The sequence below is a fragment of the Frigoribacterium sp. AC759 genome (assembly GCF_979256015.1).
The window spans coordinates 508757-527475 of the sequence record NZ_CEEDMT010000001.1; the positions used below are offsets into that span (position 1 = coordinate 508757).

The following is an 18719-nucleotide window of genomic DNA, read 5'->3' on the forward strand; positions in this document are numbered from 1 at the left end:
TCAACCTTGGTCTGATCTGGCACATGTCCCACCTTCTTCGGCCACGGTCATCGTTCAGGACCTGTCTGTAGCTGTCGGTCGCGAGGCAACCTACAACGGATCAATGTATGGATCTCCAACCTGGACTGTTGTTGCAGCGTGCAGTTCAGATGCAGACGCGGGCAAGAGAATGCGCCTTTAGGTGGCGGTCGTACCAGCTGATTCTGTGAACCAATAGGTTCGACGTGAGATTGAGGTTTCTGGAATCCTGTAGGCCGGGCGCCCGTTAGGCGGTCGTTCATCGGGACACCTGCTCGAGCTGTCCTGGGCTCACTGAGGTCAAGTAGCGTTTGGCCTGCGGATTCGCGTATGCCTGTCCCGCAAAAATGCCCGGTAATGGGGTTCTAAACGCTACAGTCGTCGAATGCTCATCGGATACGCCCGCGTCTCAACCTCGGGACAAGATCTAGCAGCACAACGCGACGGTCTTGCAGCACTCGGTGTCGACGATCAACACGTGTATGTCGACCACGGCCTCTCGGGCACGACTCGAGCACGGCCGGGCCTCCGCGAGGCCCTCGCTGCGTGCCGTGCCGGCGACGTTTTAGTCGTCACGAAGCTGGATCGCCTAGCGCGTTCACTCCGGGATGCGACCGACATCGCGGACGAGCTAACGAAGAAGGGCGTCGCGCTTAACCTTGGGGGAGCGGTCTACGACCCCACCGATCCCGTCGGCCGGCTGCTGTTCAACGTCCTCGGGATGGTGGCCGAGTTCGAGGCCGACCTCATCCGTGCCCGCACCCGTGAAGGGATGGCGATCGCGAAGGCTGCCGGCAAGCTCCGCGGCCGCAAGCCCAAGCTCACCACGTCTCAGGAGAAGCACCTGGTGCAGCTGCACCGCACCGGCGCCCACACGACGAGCGAGATCGCCGAGCTTTTCGGCGTCGCACGGTCAACGGTCTATCGAGCCATCCAGCGCGCGGAGTGACCTACGCCTGAGTGGGTTCCAGCGGTTGCCTGGGCTCAATTGGGCTACTGGATTTGGCGCTAAATCACTATGTGGAAGATGTCTGCGTATTCTTGAGGCATGATCACCAGCGGTGTTGACCCTCGCAGTGTCTTCGTAATCCACGGGAGGAACGAGGCTGCGAGAAAAGGGCTTTTTGAGTACCTTCGGGCCATCGGTCTGCTCCCCATCGAATGGTCTGAAGCTTTGGCCATGACCGGAAGCGCTTCCCCTTACATCGGAGACGTCCTAGATGCAGCGTTCGAACGAGCGCAGGCCGTAATCGTGCTTCAAACACCCGACGATGTGGCGCACCTTCACGAATCGCTGACCTACCCAGGGGACCCGGAGACGGCCCCGCAGATGCAACCGCGACCGAACGTGCTTTACGAGGCTGGCATGGCCATGGGACGAAACCCAGATCGGACGCTCATCGTCGAGCTCGGACAGGTCAAGGTTTTCAGCGACATTCATGGCCGCCACAGCGTGCGGCTCGACAACTCAGTAGCTAAGAGGCAGGACCTCGCGAACCGTCTTCTGACGGCAGGGTGCGACGTTCGGATGCAGGGCACTGATTGGCACGAGGCGGGTGATCTAACCCCGCCTGGTCCGCCTGGAAACGGGCTACCGCTAGGGCGCAAGTTGCCTTCTTCTGAGACTTCCGGGCTGCCGCGACTGTCGGCTCGCTTGTTTGAACGAGGCGGAAATAAGTTTGCTGATGTCATCGTCACTAATCAGGGTCCCGGCTCGGTCTACGACCTGACGGCCGCCGCTTCGGAGGACGACGACACTCTTCGAACGTCGGATGAGCTGCCAGTTCCCGAGTTGCCCGTCGGCAAGTCAGTTCGAGTCCTTCAGCGCCTGCCCGCGTCCTTCAGTCAGGTTCAGCGCTCCTACTTCACCGTCAAACTGCGTGCCCGAACGGCTGACGGAGTTCCAATCGAGCAAGACGAATTTGTAAGTGGGGACTAGTGAATATTTCGATTTCAATACCTCTGGATAACGACGGCTTCATGCGCAGGGAATGCCCCAACTGCTTGAAGCAGTTCAAATGGCACGACGGGCCCGCAAATGAGGATGCTGAACATCAGCCTTCGGCGTCTGCTTACTACTGCCCGTTCTGTGGCCAGCCTGCTGGGCTTGACCAGTGGTGGACGACTGAGCAAGTCGAATACACCAGGGGCATGGCCATGCCTGCCGCGATGCAACTTATGGACGATGAGCTGTCGAAAGCCTTTCGTGGGCTCAACAGCAAGCACGTCAAGGTCACGAAGAAGGGGAGTTTTGACAAGCCTGCGGAACCTGATCCCATGGTGGAGCCGGACGACATGATTATTCTCGCGTCCCCTTGTCACGCCTGGGAGCCGATCAAGGTCCCAGATGAGACCCAAGCTCCCGTTCATTGCCTCGTGTGCGGTCAAGCCTTCGCTTTCTAGGAGTGTCCGCCCGATAGTCGATCGGCTACTGGTCGTCAGGGTCCGGGTAAGAACCGAGATCGATCGTCGCTCGTTTGCCCTCGTTGTCTGTGGCAGTGATGTCGAGCGAGGCACTTCCGTCTGGGGTGGAAGCGGTCAAGAACACCAAGGTGCCGAGTTGGTCGGTCGTTGTGACAATGACATTGGCGGGGTCGACCGTCGCGAAGGCGTTCGCGATGGTGTGGACGTCAGACATCGTGTACTCGAATCCCGGCGTCACGTAGCGGCAGACGTCACGTGTGTCCGACGCGTCCCTGGAGGCCGAGATCAACGCCCTCAAGGCCGCTTCGGAAGTGTGGACCCCGCGGCCGCAACTCATCGACTGAACGGCGACGATGGTGGTGCCGATGAGGACGACCGAACCTCCCAGTGCTGCCCAACGAAGGCCCGTGCGTCGAGGCGAGGCAACGGTGTCCGCAGAGTCCATGGGATGAACGTAGCGGTATGTCAGGCCTGTCTCGATAGACCATCGGTAGCCGGGCCAGATGAACGAGCACTTGCCACACGTGCTCGATTGGTGGGCCTGTCGCTTGTGGGGTGCGAGGATCGCGTCATGCTCGTGTGGCTCACTGATTGGCAGATCGCAGAAGACCACCTCCTTGTCGAGTCGGGTGCCATCGTGGACTGGACGGTGTATCCGGCCGATACGGCCTGGGTGACTCGGCTGCTCGGGGATCGTCTCGCCGTTGAGTGGCAGTACGACACGTACGGCGACGGGGTCGTGCAAGCGTCTCGCCGTGTGCGGGGACAGGTGGCTGCGATCCAGAGCGTTCGCTGTCGTCAGATGCGGTCAGCCGAGGGCATCGTTCCTGTTCGTGGTGCGGCTGGTCTGCATGAGGTGGTGGACACCTCAGCTTCGTGGACTAGCAGCACCATTTCGCCGCGAAGCCCCTTGCAAAGTAGCGACATCAAGAGCTCGGGGTGGCGGTCTTACTCGAGCATCTTTGACGAGGGAGACGAAGAAGTTCGCTACGGCTACATCGTCACCGTCGAGCAAGCGTCAGGAAACACGAGGTCGCCGGGTGCTTAGTCGCGCCTGAAGGGTGCCCGATAGACGATCGCGCACTTAGACGGGGTCAGTGGGCTGTGGTGTCGGCCTCGGGTGTTGGATCTTGTTTCCGCTCTTTCCTGCGGGCGTGGTAGGCGGCGCCAAGTTGCACGATGGCGAGAATCGACCAGGTGATCGCCATGAACGTACGCAATCGGGACGGCTCGACGATGGCCAGGACGATCCAAATCAAGGCCAGAGCAGCCCACACCCACGCAAGCCACGGGAGAGGTTTCCCAACGATTCTTTCGAGGACGCTACGCCGTTTCATCTCCGTCATGCACGCGACCCTATGCGATGGGTTCCAGCTATCAGGCTGCGTCCCGGTAGGGGATCGTTCATCGAGATCAGATTCGGACTGACCTATCGAGACAGCCGGCACCCCGTAGCTGCGGGGGAGTGGCTAGTCTCCGCCGGTGATCGCTGACCGATCGAGGGCGCCCGTGGAGCGCTGCCCGTCCCTTTTCCTGGTGCTCTTCGGCTACCGCGGTGGCTGAACTCGTCAAGGCCCATACCTACGACGACGCCGCAGCGTTGCTGGGTATCAGCACGACGTCGTTCAGTAGAGCTTCCACCGCGATCCGGACACGTTTTCGCAACCACGCGTGCGCCGCATCGGAGTCCGAGCGCTGGTGCCAGACGCTGACCACCTGCGGGGACGGCAAGTTCAAGGGAACCGGGGTGGTGACGAGGTCGAATGCCGCGGTGGCCGAGTCGATCATTCCGCCGGGAGCAGTCAGCACGGCGTCGGTGCCGGCAACGATCTGCGCGGCGGCGGCGATGGTGCCCACGCTGACCACCACGAGGCGTTGGGTGCCGTGCTCGGCGAGAGCATCATCGACCGGGTCGGCAAGGCGTCCGCGCCGGGAGACCACGACGTGCGGCAGAGCGGCGTAAACAGGTACGTTCAACCGGGTGGCGGCGGGATGCCCCCGTCGCAGCACCACCAGCAGGGGGTCGCGGCCGAGCACGTCGTGACGCAGCTCCGGGGCGGTGGGCACGCTGGATCCGAGTTCGAGGTCCACCACTGCGTGTCGCAAGTCGTCGGTGCTCTGAGGGGTCTCGGTCAGGAAGCGCAGTCGCACCCCCGGCGCGCGCTTGAGCACGTCGCTCACCAGGGCGGGGGCGATCGCCGCGGTCAGCGCGTCGTGAGCGCGCAGGGTGAAGACTCGCTCCAGGGTGGCGAGATCGAGCGACCCGCTCGGGGCAAGCAGCTGACCCGCCTGACGCAGGAGCTCTCCGACGTCATCACGCACCGCGAGGGCGTAGGGGGTCCGTGTCATCGTCCGACCGGTGCGCACGAGGATCTCATCGCCGGTGAGGCGGCGTATCCGGCCGAGGCTGCGGCTCACCGCTGGGGAAGAGAGCCGTAGCCGCGCGGCTGCCCCGGCCACGCTGCCTTCCTCAACGAGCGCCTCGAGCACCGTCAGCAAATTGAGATCCAAGTGCATGCCGGTAAATCTAACAGTAACAAGGTTGCACTGGACTTCATCCAGGATGCCAGCCACGGTAGAGCCATGCCCACAAACGAAGAACTCCTTCACACCCTCACCACCGCCATGGCGGCCGCCGCCACAGGCATCACGCGCCCCGAACGGCGCTTCACCACCGCACCCGAACTGACCGCGGCGCTTGCCGCCAACGACGACGCCGTCACCGCGAGCCTGCGCCCCGCGCTGCTTGCCGCGTTGCCCGGATCACAATGGACCGCCGACGAACACGGTGAAGGTCCGATGCCGGCCGGGGACTGGTGGGTCGTGGACCCGGTCGGGGGCAACCTCAACGCGATCCAGGGAACCCCGGACTGGAACATCGGCGTCAGCCTGGTCCGCGAGGGCCGTGTGGTCCTTGCGGCGCTGCACTCACCGGCCGTCTCGGAGACGTTCACCGCGATCGTCGGCACCGGCGCCTTTCTCAACGGAGCCCGGCTGAGTGTCTCGAGCAAGACCGACCTCGCCCTTGCGCTGACCGGTACCGGTCAGGCCCGTCCCAGCAGTGATCCCGCCCACGCTGACCTGCGCGGACGGGCCATGGCGGCCATGATGCGCAGCGCCCTGACGGTGCGTCAGTCGATCCCGGTAGGTCAGCACATGACCCACGTCGCGGCCGGTCGCGCCGACGTGCACTGGCAGTTCGAGAACCTGCGCTCCCACATCGCCCCGGTCCTCATCGCCATCGAGGCCGGAGCCGTGGTGAGCGACGTGGACGGCGAACCCTGGAGCATCACCAGCGAGGGCTACGTGGCCGCTGCCCCCGGCGTGCACGCTGCCGCTCTGGCAATCCTGGGGGCGCTGCGATGAGCACGACCCCGAACGTCGCACCGTTGCGGATCACCGTACTTGGTGCCTCGGGCGCGACCGGTCTCCAGCTCGTCCGTCAGGCCCTGGACCGCGGGCACACCGTGGTGGCCGTCGCTCGCCGCCCCGAACGCATCGACGTCCCCGACGGAGAACGGTTACTGCGACGAGCGGGAGACGTCACCGACCCGGACAGCATCGCCGAGGCGTTGCGCGACAGCACGATCGTGGTCTCGGGCCTCGGCGTGGTCGGCGGGGAACAGGGTGGCGTGCTCAGCGCCGGTGCCCGCGCGGTCATTGCCGCGCGACCCGAGCGGATGGTCTGGCTGGGCGCTTTCGGTACCGGCCCCTCGGCCGCCTCCGCCGGGCCGGTCACCCGGAGCCTGCTCCGGGTCGTGCTGCGCGCGGAGATCGAGGATAAGGTCCGCGCCGACGCCCTTGTCCTCGACGCCGGGGGGACGGTGGTCCACGCCGGCCCGCTGAGTAACCGCCCGGACAGTGCGTCCCCCCGCGCGGTTCTCCTGGGCCAAGTTCCTCCTCGGCTCTTCCCCGCCTCCATCAGCCGAGCGAGTGTCGCATCCGTCATGCTCGACGCCGCGCAGACAGGCGTGCGGGGAGTAATCGTCCCATTGACAAGTCCAGCTAGGAGATGACCACTGGTGTGAAGGGCTCACTGATGTGGCCCGACTCAAGCCTCGCAAGGGAGGCAAACCAGGACGCAGAAACGATCGATTTCGGGTGGACTCGCGCGGCGGTCGGATCTGCCGGCCAGAAACGGCGACCGGTTTGAAACGGGGTCTAAGGCGGTCCGCGGTTCTTGGAAGCCGGCAGACCAGGTGCCCGTTAGACGGTCGGCTGCCGGACGGACGGAGAGGCGACGTGTGCCCTGCCCGATAGGGGATCGCTGACCGGTCAGCGGTCGTGATCTCGTCGAAGGCCGTCGATCACCGTTGCCGTGTCGTCGGCTGCGAAACGCAGCTCCGTCACACGGTGGGCCGTGGAGCGGGGCGAGGCGTTCAGGCGAACCGAGGCCGGTGCGCTGAGGGTGACCGCGATGTTGCATCCGGCGAGGGTCGCTATGCGCGCGGTCGTCCCCTCGACTGCCGGCGTCGTCGTCGTCCCGTCACGATGCACGCGGGCCGAGGCGATGTCCTTGCGGGGCACCGTCGCGACCCCGTGGCGGCCAGTGCGGATGACGAGGTCGGTCTCGGTCAGGTAATGCGGGTGCTGCCACCTGACCGCCACGAAACCGAGTAACAAGACGACACCGTAGACACTCAGCGCCGTCAGCGCTGTGGCGAGAGCCGGGTACGGGAGAACGAGATGGAGCACGGTGATCTCGACGCCGCTCGCCACGACGAAGGCCGCCGGGAGAACCGCCGTCCCGCTCTTCGCAGGCACAGGCAGCGCGCCGACCGGAACTGTCGGAGGTCGTCGCTGCACCACCCACGCCAGTGCTCGAAGCGCCGCGACCTCGTGTCCGATGGCACGCGCGACGGGAGCAGGCGGGAGCGCTCGAGCGATCCGCTGCCAGCCAGCCCGGACGGGTTCACTCCGGCGGCGGAGGATGAGCCCGGTCACGAGCAACGTCATCCACAGAAGATCGAGCTCGAGCAGGAGCAGCACGAAACTGACCTCGCCGTGCCCCGTCGACCTCGCCGCGATCACGGACGCCGCCGTCATGGCCATCAGGATGAGTCCGCACCTGGCGGCTCGACCACCCGTGACAGCTGCTCCTTGCATGCCATCAGACTAGGAAGCAAGACACCGTGGCGCATCCCCAGCACGAGCTAGATCTCCCCGAAAAGTGCCCGATAGCCGATCGGCTACTGGTCGTCGGGGTCCGGGTAAGAACCGAGATCGATCGTCGCTCGTTTGCCCTCGTTGTCTGTGGCAGTGATGTCGAGCGAGGCACTTCCGTCTGGGGTGGAAGTGGTCAAGAACACCAAGGTGCCGAGTTGGTCGGTCGTTGTGACGGTGACGTCGGCGGGGTCGATCGTCCCGATGGTGTTCGCGATGGTGCGGACGTCAGACATCGTGTATTCGAATCCCGGTGTCACGTAGCGGCAGACGTCATGAGTGTCCGACGCGTCCCTGGAGGCCGAGATCAACGCCCTCAGGGCTGCTTCGGAGGTGTGGACCCCGCGGCCGCAACTCTTCGACTGAACGGCGACGATGGTGGCGCCGACGAGGACCACCGAACCTGCCAGTGCTGCCCAACGAAGGCCCGCGCGTAGAGCCGGGGAAACGGTATCCGCAGGGTTCATGGTGATGAACGTAGCGGTATGCCTGCCCTGTCTCGTTAGGCCATCCTCGACCGGCACCGTAGTTTCGGATGGTTAGCCTTGATTGATGATGTCTCAGCTCAGTCAGCTTGCCGGGCTCACCGCCGGTCTCTCGATCCTGACCTCGTTCCTGGTGGTCATCGTCTTGGCGTTGGGCGCATACGCCCTCGTCCTCACGATCAGAGTTCTTCGATCGCGACTCGAGCAGGACGGCTCGATGCAGAGCGGTGACGATTCCCGATAGGGGATCCGCTGCCGGGCGCGGGCCCACTTAACCTCCGATCGATGGCGGTGGTGGCCCTTTTCACCGCGCGGTGAGGGGCGGCAGGGTGCGGTTGGTCTCGGCGACCGCGGTGAGCTTCGCTGTCACGGGCCGGAACGCTCGCGACGTCATGACCTTGTCGACGACCCTGCGGAGGGCGAGTCCGGCACGGGTCTGGGGGTAGGCGAACGCCGTGAGGCCGCGGGGCAGGTCCTGGACGTCGTCGACGAGCGGGCGCATCCAGGCGTCGTACGCGGCGAGGGCCGCGCCGTGGTCGTCGGTGCTTGCGAGCTCGGCCGCGAGGACGCGCCCGGCGAGGAGGGCCAGGGAGGCGCCCCCTCCTCCCATGGGCGTGACGCACCACGCCGCGTCGCCGGCCATCACCACGTGCCCGCGGTGCCAGGTCGTCGTGCGGACCTGCTGGAGCTGGTCGACGTAGACGTCGGGCGACGTCGCGAGGGCGTCCAGGATCCGCGGGGCCTCCCACCCGGCGTCGGCGTAGCGCGCCCGCACGAGCTCCAGCGTCTCGTCGCGGGTCGTGCCGAGGACGTCGTCGCCCGGCGAGTAGGCCAGGATCGCCCGGATGGTGCCGTAGGGGTCGGGGCGGAGGTGGATCTGGCGGCCTCGGACAGCGGTGTGCCACCGCCACCGGTCGTCGTCCCGGTCGAGGCGCGGGATGGTGCCGAACACCATCGTCACGCCGAGGTCCCGCTCCTCGACCTCGCTCTCGTCGAAGACCAGGGCCCTCGTCCTCGACCGGACCCCTTCCGCAACCACCAGCAGGTCGGCGTGAAGGCGCCGCCCGCCCGCGGTGGTGATCGTGACGCCGTTGACCTCGTCGTCGACGCGCGCGATCGTGTCGCTGTAGACGAACTCGACGTCGTCGGGCAGGTGGTCGAGGAGGGTGCGCGCCAGGTCGCCCCGGAGGATCTCGAGCTCGGCGGTCGCTCCGCCGCTCCCGTCGGAGGGCAGCTCGGCCGTGACGACGCCTCGAGCGTCGACCAGGACCGTGCCGGTCTCCGTGGTGTTCCGTGCCGCCACGGCGTCGAACAGGTGCATCTCACGGAGGACATCGCGCGCCGCTCCTCGGACATCGACGTTCTGGCCGCCATCGCGGAAGGCGGGGGCCCGCTCGATCACGGTGACGTCCCACCCCGTCCGTCGCAGCCACCACGCCGTGGACAAGCCTGCGATGCTGGCTCCTGAGATGACGGCAGTGCGGTTCTTCATGGTTCTCCTCGGTCAGGTTGAGCTTTACAGTAAAGCTACTGCACAGTGAAGGAGAATGATGACCGACGTGTTCGAGGCTTCCTGGCGGGCTCCCGAGATCGAGGTGATGGAAGTGCTGCGCGGCTGGGCCGTGGCCTTCGCCGAGCTGAACCAGCACATGGCGACGTGGATGGACCTGCCGACGACGGATGCGCAGGCGCTTGGGCAGGTGCTGTGGGCCGCGTCCGACGGCGATCCGCTGTCGCCGGCCCGTCTCGGTCAGCGCATCGGCATGACGTCGGGGTCGGTGACCGTGCTCGTCAACAGGCTCGAGGCGGCGGGCCTGATCGAGCGCAGCCGCGAGCACGCCGACCGTCGACGCGTCACGCTCCGCCCGACACCCGCGGCGCAGGAGCGGGCGAGGGCGTTCACGGAGACGTCGGTCACGGAGATCTCCACTGCCCTCCGTGAAGCCGACCCCTCGGACCTCGCCACGTCGACCGTCTTCCTCAGAAGGATGGTCGAGAGCGCGACAGTCGCTGCGGACCGGCTCCGGGTAGGACGCCCGCCCGTTGTCGATAGGTGATTCCGTCTCGCATGAGCGCTCTACGCTGACGAACCGTAGGGCCAAGGGCGCCCCGATCGTGTCTGATGGGAGGCCCGTATGTCCCAGTAGGGGATCGTCGTCAGGGCGATCTCGGGGTGCGGCCGCAGACGGTCTGTCCCCTAACGGTCACGGCTTTGGTCGCTTTCTACGCCGCGCGAAAGGCCAGCCGCGTCGGTCGCCAGCAACCCACAGGCGCAGATGGATATCGACCACTTGGTCGAGGTTGCCGATCGCTGGTCTTCGTACGATTGAAGCTGGCCATGTTTCCCAGAGAAGGCAATCTCATGCGAATGAAGACCGTAGCCGTGCTCCGCGCTCGGCACCGCAGCGTCCAGGCGCGGATCGCGGCGCATCCCCTCAACAATCCCGACATGCAGCGCGCTCGCATGCTTGTCAAGAACAGCGGCGCCGCTGCGCAACGAGAGGTCTCGGCCGAGTTGCGAGAACAAGACCTTCCGAGCATGAGGCGCCAGGCGTGGGTATTGGCCACGGGTCTTCCGGGACTGGCTCGGCTCAACCGGCGACGGCTGCGTCTCGAGGAAGAACTTCGAGCAGCGCGCCACTGAGGACGTGGATGGTGATGATCTGACCAATTCAGAAGAACAATGAGTTCAAGAAACGCATGGATTACCGGGCCTATGAGGCCCGGTAATCCATAGCCTTTCCCATCCTCGTGGCTGTCAGGGGAGCACGATCACCTTGCCGGCGATGCGGCCTGCTTCTGCCTCGGCGTGCAGGGCGGGCAGGTCGGCCAGGGAGATGCGCCTGGTCACCTCGACTGTGAGGTCGCCGGCGTCGACCAGCGCGATGAGTTGCTCGAGGCGGTCGCGGTTGGGCCGTACGAACACCGTTGCGGCCCGGACGTCGCGCGACTCGTCGCCGGGCGTGGCGATGAAGGCGGTTGTGCTGACGACGACGCCGCCGTCGCGGACGGCGGCGACGTCGGCCTCGAACTGCGCCGGGTCAAGCGGTGCCAGGTTGAGCAGCACGTCGACCTGCCCGTCGAGGGCGCCGGTGACGTCGGTCTCGGTGTGGTCGATGACCTGGTCGGCGCCGGCGGTCCGGACGGCGTCGGCGCTGCGGGGGCTCGCGGTCGCGACGACGTGGGCGCCGAGGCGCTTGGCGAGCTGGATTGCGTACTTACCGACGACCCCGCCCGCCCCAACGACGAGGAGGCGCTGTCCGGCCTGCAGGCCACCGTCGTCGACGAGTGCCTGCCACGCCGTCAGGGCAACGGACGGCAGGGCCGCCGCGTCGACCAGGGCGATGCTCGTCGGGGCGGTGACGAGGGCGTCGGCCGGGGCGATGACGAACTCCGCCGCGCCTCCGTCCCGCTCCATCGGCAGGAAGCCGACGACCTCGTCGCCAACGCTCAGGCTGGCGACTCCGTCGCCGAGAACCTCGACCGTCCCCGAGACGTCGTAGCCGGGCACATGGGGGAGTGCGACCGGGATGGGCAGGAACCCGCCCCGCATGCCCGCGTCGGCGGCGTTGTAGGCGGATGCTGCCACCCGGATGAGCACCTCACCCGCCGCAGGGGCGGGCTGCTCGACCTCAACGTGCTGAAGGACCTCGGGTCCGCCGGTCTGGGTGAAACGCACTGCCTTCATAATTATCTCCTTCGTCATGTGCTTCGAGTTCGAAGCAACACTGTAAACGTATTAGTACTTCGAACTGGAAGCAACAGGTAGGCTCGGGACATGACCGAACCCTCGCCCGCCCTCACGCCGGCCCAGCTCGCCGCCTACCTCGCCTTCACCGAGGTCAGTGCGCTCCTCCGGCCCTCGGTCGAGAAGCAGCTGCGGGAGGCGGGCGGGCTGAGCTACGTGCAGTTCCAGCTCCTCGCGCGCCTGGGCGATGACCCCGAGGGGCGTCAGCGAATGACTGATCTCGCGGACGGGGTGGTCCACAGTCGCAGCGGATTGACCTACCAGGCGCAGCTGCTCGAGCAGCGCGGCCTGATCTCGCGCTCTCCGTCGCCCGACGACGAGCGCAGTACGGTGGTCGCCATCACGGGCGCCGGTCGTGATGTCCTGGCGGCAGTCTTCCCGGGACACATCGAGACCGTCCGGGGTCTCCTCTTCGCCCCCGTGGCGGAGGACGACGCCGAGCACCTCGCCCGCATCCTCGGCCGCGTGAGTGAACACCTCCGGGCGGCACCACCCCGTTCGGCACGGAAGCGCCCGCCGCGTTGAGCCGTCATCTCTGGGCGCATGCGAGCGTCGTTGCTCCCCGGCCATCACGTCTCGATAAGGGACCTTAATTTCTAGCTGGTCGTTGCAACACCACCGTGATTCGGAGTGCTGCGAATGCGATCCAGACTAGAAAACCGTTCCCTGGAAGCACGGTTCTGGGAGTTGTTGAGACAGGGTCTTGGGTGGACGGCGGCCTGTGATGCTGTTGGTGTGGACCGACGCCAGGGATACCGATGGGTGAAAGCAGCTGGCGGGCGGAATCCGTTCGCGCACAAGCCACGCTCGGACCGATGCCTCAGCCAGGAAGAACGACTCCAGATCGCTGACCTGCGCCTGGGTGGTGCTGGCGTCCGGGCGATCGCGGAAGCGCTCGGGAGGTCGCCCTCGACGGTCAGTCGGGAGCTGAGAAGGAACGCCTCCGCGAGCGGCACCTACCGCCCCTACGCCGCCCAGAAGCGATCCCGGGAACGGGCGCGGCGCCCGAAGCCCCGGAAGCTGGACCGGGTCGAGCTTGCCCTGCAGGTCGAGCTTCGGCTGGTGCGGAACTGGTCCCCGGAGCAGATCCGTGATGACCTGGTCAAGTCCTTCCCTGACCGGCCGGAGATGCACGTGTCCCACGAGACGATCTACCAAACCCTGTTCGTCCAGGGCCGCGGGCACCTGCGCGCTGACCTGCATAAACACCTCCGCACCGGGCGGGCGATCCGCCGGCACCGGGGCGAGGCCAGGCGGGCGTCGTGGTCGAAGATCCGCGACATGGTCCTGATCAGCGAACGCCCCGCGGAAGCCGATGACGGCGCGACCGCGGCACCTTGCGTTTATTTCCTTTCCGGCGTCCTGGCGGCTAGAGCATGCATCGGATTTGGTCTCAGATCTGCTTGGGGGATTGCGCGAGCAGTGCTTCGAGGTCCTGCGGGCCCGCGACCCACGCGAACGGCTTCCAGGGCCCAGCCAAGATCCGTCTGCGCAAGACGTCCGCGGTCTCACTGGCCACGGATATCCCATCTCGAACTTGCTAACCTTCGTCGTTAAATATAGCATCGCGCTGACAACTAGCCCGCGCTAGCGCAGTGTTCACGGGCCGTGGAACGCGATCAATGGAGTCCGTCATGCCTGAATCCACCGCCACTTCTCAATCGAGGCGCGTCTTTCTCACAGGTGCCGCAGGGAACTGGGGTCGATCGATTCTTAAAGAATTCGGGAAGCATCCCGAATACGAGGTGACCGCGTTGGTGTTGCCCAGCGCGAAGGACACCGCGGCCATCCGCGAGTTTGAGAGCATGCAGAATCTCTCAGTGGTGTTCGGTGACCTCACCGATTACGACGCCGTCGAACGGTGCGTCCGTGGGAGCGACGTGATCATTCACGTCGGTGCCGTCGTCTCGCCGTTCGCCGACGAGCATCCGGAACTGGCCCATTCGGTCAATGTCGGAAGCATCCGGAACATCATTCGGGCCGTCAAAATGCAGCCGGATCCTTCCGCGATCGCGGTCGTCGGCATAGGTACGGTCGCGGAAACGGGGGATCGCACTCCACCGCACCACTGGGGGCGCATCGGTGACCCGCTGCGCGTGTCGCAGTTCGACGAGTACGGGCAGAGCAAGATCATCGCGGAAAAAGAACTCATCGAGGCGGGTCTGCCAAAGTGGGCGTGGCTTCGCCAGACAGGAATCTTCCACCCCGGCATGCTCGAGATCCGCGATCCGATCATGACCCACTCCGTCCTCGGCGGCGTGATGGAGTGGGTGTCTGTCGAGGACGCCTCACGCCTGGCGGTAGGGGTTTGCTCAGCGGGTGTCCCGGACGAACTCTGGGGAGGCATCTACAACATCGGCGGCGGCGAGGGCTGGCGACTCACCAACTGGGAACTGCAGACAGGCATTGCCGGCGCTACAGGCGTTTCGGACGTCCGTGCCTGGTACAACCGGCACTGGTTCGCCACCCGTAACTTCCACGGTCAGTGGTACACCGACTCCGACCGGTTGAACGAACTCGTTCCCTTCCGCGAGGACACCTTCGAGGCTGCCCTGGCCCGCGCGATCGCCGCAGCTCCGCGCACCGTTCGGTCAGCGGGACGCGTGCCGGGCTGGGTGGTGAAGAACCTGGTCATGAAGCCCCTCACCTACCAGCCCCGCGGAACCATGGCCTACGTGCGCGCGGGTGACGACAACGGGATCTCCGCGTTCTTCGGCTCCCGAGCAGAGTGGGACGCGATCGGCGACTGGTCGACATTCTGGCCTCCGCGCCCGGACCGGAACCCCCACCAGTTGGACCACGGCTACGACGAGTCGAAGCCCTCATCGGAATGGACGGCAATGGACTATCTCGAAGTTGCGTCGTTCCGGGGCGGTTCGCTCGTCTCAGAGGGTGTGACACCCGGCGACATCGCAACGCCTCTGACATGGAGGTGTGCCTTCGGCCATGAGTTTTCCGGGAGTCCCCGTCTCATCCTCACAGCCGGACACTGGTGCCCCACGTGCGTTCGGGACGTCGCAGGCTACCCCGCTCAGGCGACGAGAAATGAGTTCTTGGCCCAGCTCGTACCGGCTCTCTGAGAGATCCCACACCTCACCCCGGGCGTGTCCTTCGCCCCTGACAACGGAGTCACCCATGACTGTTGAAGAACCACCCGTCCCGGCCGTAGCGGCACTTCTCAGCCTCGCCCCTGATGCTCCGCAGCCCGAGAAGAAAGTGAGCAGGAGATTCCTCATCCTCTTCGGACTGTTGAACTTCGGGCTCTACCTGACCGTGCTGATGCCGGCTCTGTTCAGCCTGCCGTACAAGATCGGTCTGCTCGCACCCGATTCTAAGGTGGTGACCCTCGGCGTCGTCTCGACAGCCGGGGCGATCGTCGGTCTGATCGCCGGACCGGTCGCGGGCGTTTTGAGCGACCGGACCCGCACACCCATCGGACGCAGACGCCCCTGGCTCATCGGAGGGCTCCTGGTATTGGGCGGCGGATCGACGATGGTCGCGCTGGCCGATTCGATCCCCATGGTCATCTTCGGCTGGGTCGTGGTCTGTTTCGGCGCGGCATGCAACACCGCGGCCATCCTTCCGATCGTCGCCGAGCGAGTGCCCGAGGCGCAGCGAGGAGCTATCGGTGCCATCGTGGGAGTCGCTACGCAACTCGCCGGTGTTCTCGGCTATTCGATTGGTGGCCTTTTCACTGGAAACGTCCTCGTGCTGTTCCTGCTGCCCGTCGCCGCGCTGGCCCTGTTCGGGACCATCTTCATGGTGATGACACGGGAGCCTGACATCGAACTCCCTCAGACATCTATCGGTCACACCTTCCGACTGCTGCTGTTCAACCCCCTCCGGTATCCGGATTTCTCGCTCGTGTGGGTCGGCAAACTGTTGATGCAGACCACTCTCGCTTTTCTCTCCACCTACCAGCTGTATTTCATGCTGGACCGGCTCGGATTCACAGCAGAAGAGGCTGGCGCAAATCTCGCGCTCGTCGGAGGCATAGGAATCGTCGTCACCATGACCTTCGCAGTGGTGTCAGGCATCTTGTCCGACAAGTTTAAGCGGCGTCGCATCTTCATCATGATCTCCGCAGTGCTCGCGGCCACGGGTATGACCCTCATGGCCTTCACGGACGGCTTCAGCCTGTTCATCGCCGCCGTTCTGTTCATCCTGGGATCGGCGGGAATGTTCGGATCAGTCGATGTGGCGCTGGCGAGCGATCTGATTCCCGAACGCGACCAGGCGGGACGGTGGATGTCCATCTACAACCTCGCAGCCGTCCTCTCGACCGCGATCGCGCCCGTTGCCGGCGCGGCGCTCTTGGCGCTCGATTCGATCGATTCGGTCAATTACACGGCCCTGTTCCTCGCCGGGGCGGTCCTGGCGCTTGGCGCGGGAGTCACCTCGTTCTTCGTCAAGAGTGTCCGATGACCGAGGATGTGCAGACCACCACGCCAGCAGTCGATGATCTCGTCGCAGCTCTGACACTGGACGAGAAGGTGCGGCTGCTCGAGGGCGTCTCGTTCTGGAACACCAACCGCGTCGAACGTCTGGGCATCCCCTCGCTCTATCTCACCGACGGTCCGCACGGTGTACGGAGGGTGAGGGAATCGACTGGTGCGTTTGGGGTGGCCGATAACGTGCCCTCCACCGCTTTCCCCCCGTCGTCGACCGTGGCGAACTCCTGGAATCCCGAGAACGCCCGCCTCATGGGAGCGGCAATCGCGCGTGAGAGCATCGACCGCGATGTTCAGGTGCTTCTCGCGCCAGGAATCAACATCAAACGCAATCCACTCTGCGGCCGCAACTTCGAGTACTACTCCGAAGACCCGCTCGTGTCGGGAGTCTTTGGGACAGCGTTCGTGAACGGGGTTCAAGGTGAGGGGGTCGCCACCTCGGTGAAGCACCTCGCCGCGAACTCGAACGAGAACTACCGCTTCGTCGGGGACAGCCTCGTCGACGAACGGGCGCTCCGGGAGATCTACCTGAGGCAGTTCGAACGTGTCGTCAAGCTCGCCAAGCCGTTCACCGTGATGTGCGCCTACAACGCGATCAACGGAACCTTCAGCTCCGACAACGGGTCGCTTCTCACGGGGATCCTTCGCGACGAGTGGGGCTTTGATGGAGTCGTCATGACCGACTGGGGGGCGGCCCACGATCGGGTCGCCAGCCTCAACGCCGGCTGCGAACTCGACATGCCCGGTGACAACCCGCACAACAGATCGGAGATCACCGCCGCGGTACGCGACGGTCGCATCACGCAAGCGACCCTCGACGAGGCCGTGCGGCGGATGCTCGTCCTCATCGAACGCTCGACCGGCGCCAAAACCGCGGCGCCCGAGCCTGATCCTGCGGCTCATGCTGACCTCGCTCGCCGAATCGCAGTCGAGGGAGCGGTTCTCCTCGCCAACGACGGCATCCTGCCACTGTCGGCCGAGTCGGGCTCGCTCCTCGTCGTCGGGGAGATGTTCGAGCGGATGCGATTCCAGGGAGCCGGGTCGTCCTTGATCAACCCCACGACTGTCGTCTCCCCGCAGGAGGCCTTCGAGTCGCGAGACATCGGCTATGCCTACGCGCGAGGCTATCGGAGCATGTATCCCGAGCGTGATCCGGACCTCGAAGGCGAAGCCATCGAGGCCGCGAAATCCGCGGACACGGTTCTGTTTTTCGGCGGGCTCAGCGACCTCGAAGAAAGTGAAGGCTTCGACCGGGAGTCCATGGAGCTGGGGGGCAACCAGACCGAACTGCTGCGCGGACTCATCGATACCGGTGCGAAGGTGGTGGTGGTGCTGTTCGCCGGCGCTCCGGTCGAACTTCCCTTCGCCGATGACCTCGCCGCGATCCTCGACATGTACCTGCCCGGAATGAGTGGGGGAGAGGCCGTCGCTCAGCTGCTGTTCGGAGAGCAGAATCCTTCCGGCAAACTCACCGAGACCTGGACTCGTACAGCAGCTGAAGCGAGTTCTGCGGCCGATTTCGACCGCAGTGCGATCGCGCAGTACTACGAATCCATTTACGTCGGGTACCGCTTCCACGACGCGGCCGGCACCCCGGTTCGCTACCCATTTGGCCACGGCCTGAGTTACACCACGTTCGACTACCGCAACCTCCAGGTCGAAAGGATCGATGACCAGATGCGGGCGACGGTCGAGATCGTCAACACCGGCAACCGCGATGGCAGCGAAGTGGTGCAGCTCTACGTGCGCAACAATCGTGGCAAGGTCTTCAAGGCCGACAAGGAGTTGCGGGCCTTCAACAGGGTCGCCGTCAGCGCCGGATCGAGCACGCTGGCGACCCTGACGTTCGATCTCGCCGACCTGTCGTACTGGGACGTCTCACGCCACGACTGGGTACTCGAAGACGGTGACTACGAGATCCTGATCGCAGCGTCGGCCACGGACATCCGACTGGCGAGCACCGTGACGGTTCAGGAGGGTCACGCCTCGCGATCGCCGTATTCGGGCGACATCGATTCGGACTACGCCCGACCGCCGCTGGCAATCCCGGCAAGCTTCCCGCGGCTTCTCGGACAGCCTGTCTCCGAAGCCGCGTCGGGCCGCACGCTCGGTATGGAGACCCGCCTGATCGATGCCAAACGATCCGTCCTCGGTCGGATCATGCTCACCGCCGTGATGTCTCGCGTGAACCGGGAGCATCGTGAGGCCATCGCACTGCCCGACGGCCTCGAGCGGGATTCGCGGGTCAAGAACGCCCACTTCCTGGTGCGGATGATGCCCTTCAACTCCCTTCGGGCCATGGTCATGGCATCCTCGGGCGCTTTTCCCTACAACGTCGCTGCGGGGCTCGCCAGCCTCGCAGCGGGCCATCCGATCCGCGCGATCCGCGCCTTCTGTCGTCGCCCCTGACGTCGAACAACTCGAGCAACG

General features: G+C 65.2%; 20 protein-coding genes and 1 pseudogene. 13 read left to right on the top strand and 8 right to left on the bottom strand.

Annotation, left to right across the window (positions count from 1 at the left end; all coding sequences use genetic code 11):
- Positions 1-403: 403 nt before the first annotated feature.
- The 3 genes from ACZ6JE_RS02345 to ACZ6JE_RS02355 all read left to right on the top strand — a co-directional run bounded on the left by ACZ6JE_RS02345 (position 404) and on the right by ACZ6JE_RS02355 (position 2421).
- Entirely contained in the window at positions 404-967 is a 564-nt protein-coding gene (locus ACZ6JE_RS02345) for a recombinase family protein (RefSeq protein ID WP_464318096.1), read from the top strand.
- 99 nt (positions 968-1066) lie between these two features.
- On the top strand, positions 1067-1957 hold the full coding sequence (locus tag ACZ6JE_RS02350; RefSeq protein WP_464318097.1) for a TIR domain-containing protein: 891 nt from the start codon (positions 1067-1069) through the stop codon (positions 1955-1957).
- Complete coding sequence (locus tag ACZ6JE_RS02355; protein ID WP_464318098.1) at positions 1957-2421, top strand: hypothetical protein; 465 nt, start codon at positions 1957-1959, stop codon at positions 2419-2421. Before ACZ6JE_RS02350 ends, ACZ6JE_RS02355 begins: the two co-directional genes overlap by 1 nt.
- 25 nt (positions 2422-2446) lie before the next feature.
- Here the strand turns inward: ACZ6JE_RS02355 and ACZ6JE_RS02360 are convergent, their stop codons facing one another.
- A complete protein-coding gene (locus ACZ6JE_RS02360; RefSeq protein ID WP_464318099.1) occupies positions 2447-2887 on the bottom strand; it encodes a hypothetical protein in 441 nt (146 codons plus the stop codon).
- Between the two features lie 126 nt (positions 2888-3013).
- On the opposite strand from ACZ6JE_RS02360, the gene ACZ6JE_RS02365 reads away from it, so the two are divergent.
- The gene (locus ACZ6JE_RS02365) at positions 3014-3490 is read left to right on the top strand and encodes a DUF6578 domain-containing protein (protein WP_464318100.1); all 477 of its coding nucleotides are present in this window, start codon (positions 3014-3016) and stop codon (positions 3488-3490) included.
- Between the two features lie 46 nt (positions 3491-3536).
- On the opposite strand, the gene ACZ6JE_RS02370 is transcribed toward ACZ6JE_RS02365, so the two are convergent.
- Positions 3537-3788, bottom strand: coding sequence for a hypothetical protein (locus tag ACZ6JE_RS02370; RefSeq protein WP_464318101.1), 252 nt, complete (start codon positions 3786-3788; stop codon positions 3537-3539).
- Positions 3789-4023: 235 nt separating this feature from the next.
- The gene (locus ACZ6JE_RS02375) at positions 4024-4959 is read right to left on the bottom strand and encodes a LysR family transcriptional regulator (protein WP_464318102.1); all 936 of its coding nucleotides are present in this window, start codon (positions 4957-4959) and stop codon (positions 4024-4026) included.
- A 66-nt stretch (positions 4960-5025) separates the two neighbouring features.
- Here ACZ6JE_RS02375 and ACZ6JE_RS02380 point away from each other — a divergent pair, with 66 nt between their 5' ends.
- Positions 5026-5808 carry an inositol monophosphatase family protein gene (locus tag ACZ6JE_RS02380; RefSeq protein WP_464318103.1) on the top strand — a complete coding sequence of 261 codons (783 nt, stop codon included), beginning with the start codon at positions 5026-5028 and terminating at the stop codon, positions 5806-5808.
- Positions 5805-6458 carry an NAD(P)-dependent oxidoreductase gene (locus ACZ6JE_RS02385; RefSeq protein ID WP_464318104.1) on the top strand — a complete coding sequence of 218 codons (654 nt, stop codon included), beginning with the start codon at positions 5805-5807 and terminating at the stop codon, positions 6456-6458. The genes ACZ6JE_RS02380 and ACZ6JE_RS02385 overlap by 4 nt, the downstream gene beginning before the upstream one ends.
- Before the next feature lie 259 nt (positions 6459-6717).
- Here the strand turns inward: ACZ6JE_RS02385 and ACZ6JE_RS02390 are convergent, their stop codons facing one another.
- Both ACZ6JE_RS02390 and ACZ6JE_RS02395 read right to left on the bottom strand, forming a co-directional pair.
- Positions 6718-7548 carry a hypothetical protein gene (locus tag ACZ6JE_RS02390; protein ID WP_464318105.1) on the bottom strand — a complete coding sequence of 277 codons (831 nt, stop codon included), beginning with the start codon at positions 7546-7548 and terminating at the stop codon, positions 6718-6720.
- A gap of 83 nt (positions 7549-7631) precedes the next feature.
- Positions 7632-8072, bottom strand: a complete 441-nt coding sequence (locus ACZ6JE_RS02395) for a hypothetical protein (RefSeq protein ID WP_464318106.1) — start codon at positions 8070-8072, stop codon at positions 7632-7634.
- 85 nt (positions 8073-8157) lie between these two features.
- On the opposite strand from ACZ6JE_RS02395, the gene ACZ6JE_RS02400 reads away from it, so the two are divergent.
- Positions 8158-8334: a hypothetical protein gene (locus tag ACZ6JE_RS02400; protein WP_167627354.1), complete on the top strand. Its 177-nt coding sequence runs from the start codon at positions 8158-8160 to the stop codon at positions 8332-8334.
- A gap of 60 nt (positions 8335-8394) precedes the next feature.
- Here the strand turns inward: ACZ6JE_RS02400 and ACZ6JE_RS02405 are convergent, their stop codons facing one another.
- Entirely contained in the window at positions 8395-9582 is a 1188-nt protein-coding gene (locus ACZ6JE_RS02405; protein ID WP_464318107.1) for an FAD-dependent monooxygenase, read from the bottom strand.
- A 58-nt stretch (positions 9583-9640) separates the two neighbouring features.
- Here ACZ6JE_RS02405 and ACZ6JE_RS02410 point away from each other — a divergent pair, with 58 nt between their 5' ends.
- Positions 9641-10147: a MarR family winged helix-turn-helix transcriptional regulator gene (locus tag ACZ6JE_RS02410; RefSeq protein ID WP_464318108.1), complete on the top strand. Its 507-nt coding sequence runs from the start codon at positions 9641-9643 to the stop codon at positions 10145-10147.
- Between the two features lie 140 nt (positions 10148-10287).
- Here the strand turns inward: ACZ6JE_RS02410 and ACZ6JE_RS02415 are convergent, their stop codons facing one another.
- Positions 10288-10617, bottom strand: coding sequence for a hypothetical protein (locus ACZ6JE_RS02415; protein WP_464318109.1), 330 nt, complete (start codon positions 10615-10617; stop codon positions 10288-10290).
- A 231-nt stretch (positions 10618-10848) separates the two neighbouring features.
- Complete coding sequence (locus tag ACZ6JE_RS02420) at positions 10849-11778, bottom strand: NADP-dependent oxidoreductase (RefSeq protein WP_464318110.1); 930 nt, start codon at positions 11776-11778, stop codon at positions 10849-10851.
- 90 nt (positions 11779-11868) lie between these two features.
- Here ACZ6JE_RS02420 and ACZ6JE_RS02425 point away from each other — a divergent pair, with 90 nt between their 5' ends.
- The 5 genes and pseudogenes from ACZ6JE_RS02425 to ACZ6JE_RS02445 all read left to right on the top strand — a co-directional run bounded on the left by ACZ6JE_RS02425 (position 11869) and on the right by ACZ6JE_RS02445 (position 18698).
- A complete protein-coding gene (locus ACZ6JE_RS02425; RefSeq protein ID WP_464318111.1) occupies positions 11869-12363 on the top strand; it encodes a MarR family winged helix-turn-helix transcriptional regulator in 495 nt (164 codons plus the stop codon).
- Positions 12364-12477: 114 nt separating this feature from the next.
- Positions 12478-13224 (top strand): annotated as a pseudogene (locus ACZ6JE_RS02430) (transposase); the annotation flags it as partial.
- Positions 13225-13472: 248 nt separating this feature from the next.
- Positions 13473-14918, top strand: a complete 1446-nt coding sequence (locus tag ACZ6JE_RS02435) for an NAD-dependent epimerase/dehydratase family protein (RefSeq protein WP_464318112.1) — start codon at positions 13473-13475, stop codon at positions 14916-14918.
- A gap of 55 nt (positions 14919-14973) precedes the next feature.
- Positions 14974-16263 carry an MFS transporter gene (locus ACZ6JE_RS02440; RefSeq protein ID WP_464318113.1) on the top strand — a complete coding sequence of 430 codons (1290 nt, stop codon included), beginning with the start codon at positions 14974-14976 and terminating at the stop codon, positions 16261-16263.
- Positions 16260-18698: a glycoside hydrolase family 3 C-terminal domain-containing protein gene (locus ACZ6JE_RS02445; RefSeq protein WP_464318114.1), complete on the top strand. Its 2439-nt coding sequence runs from the start codon at positions 16260-16262 to the stop codon at positions 18696-18698. Before ACZ6JE_RS02440 ends, ACZ6JE_RS02445 begins: the two co-directional genes overlap by 4 nt.
- Positions 18699-18719: the final 21 nt, after the last annotated feature.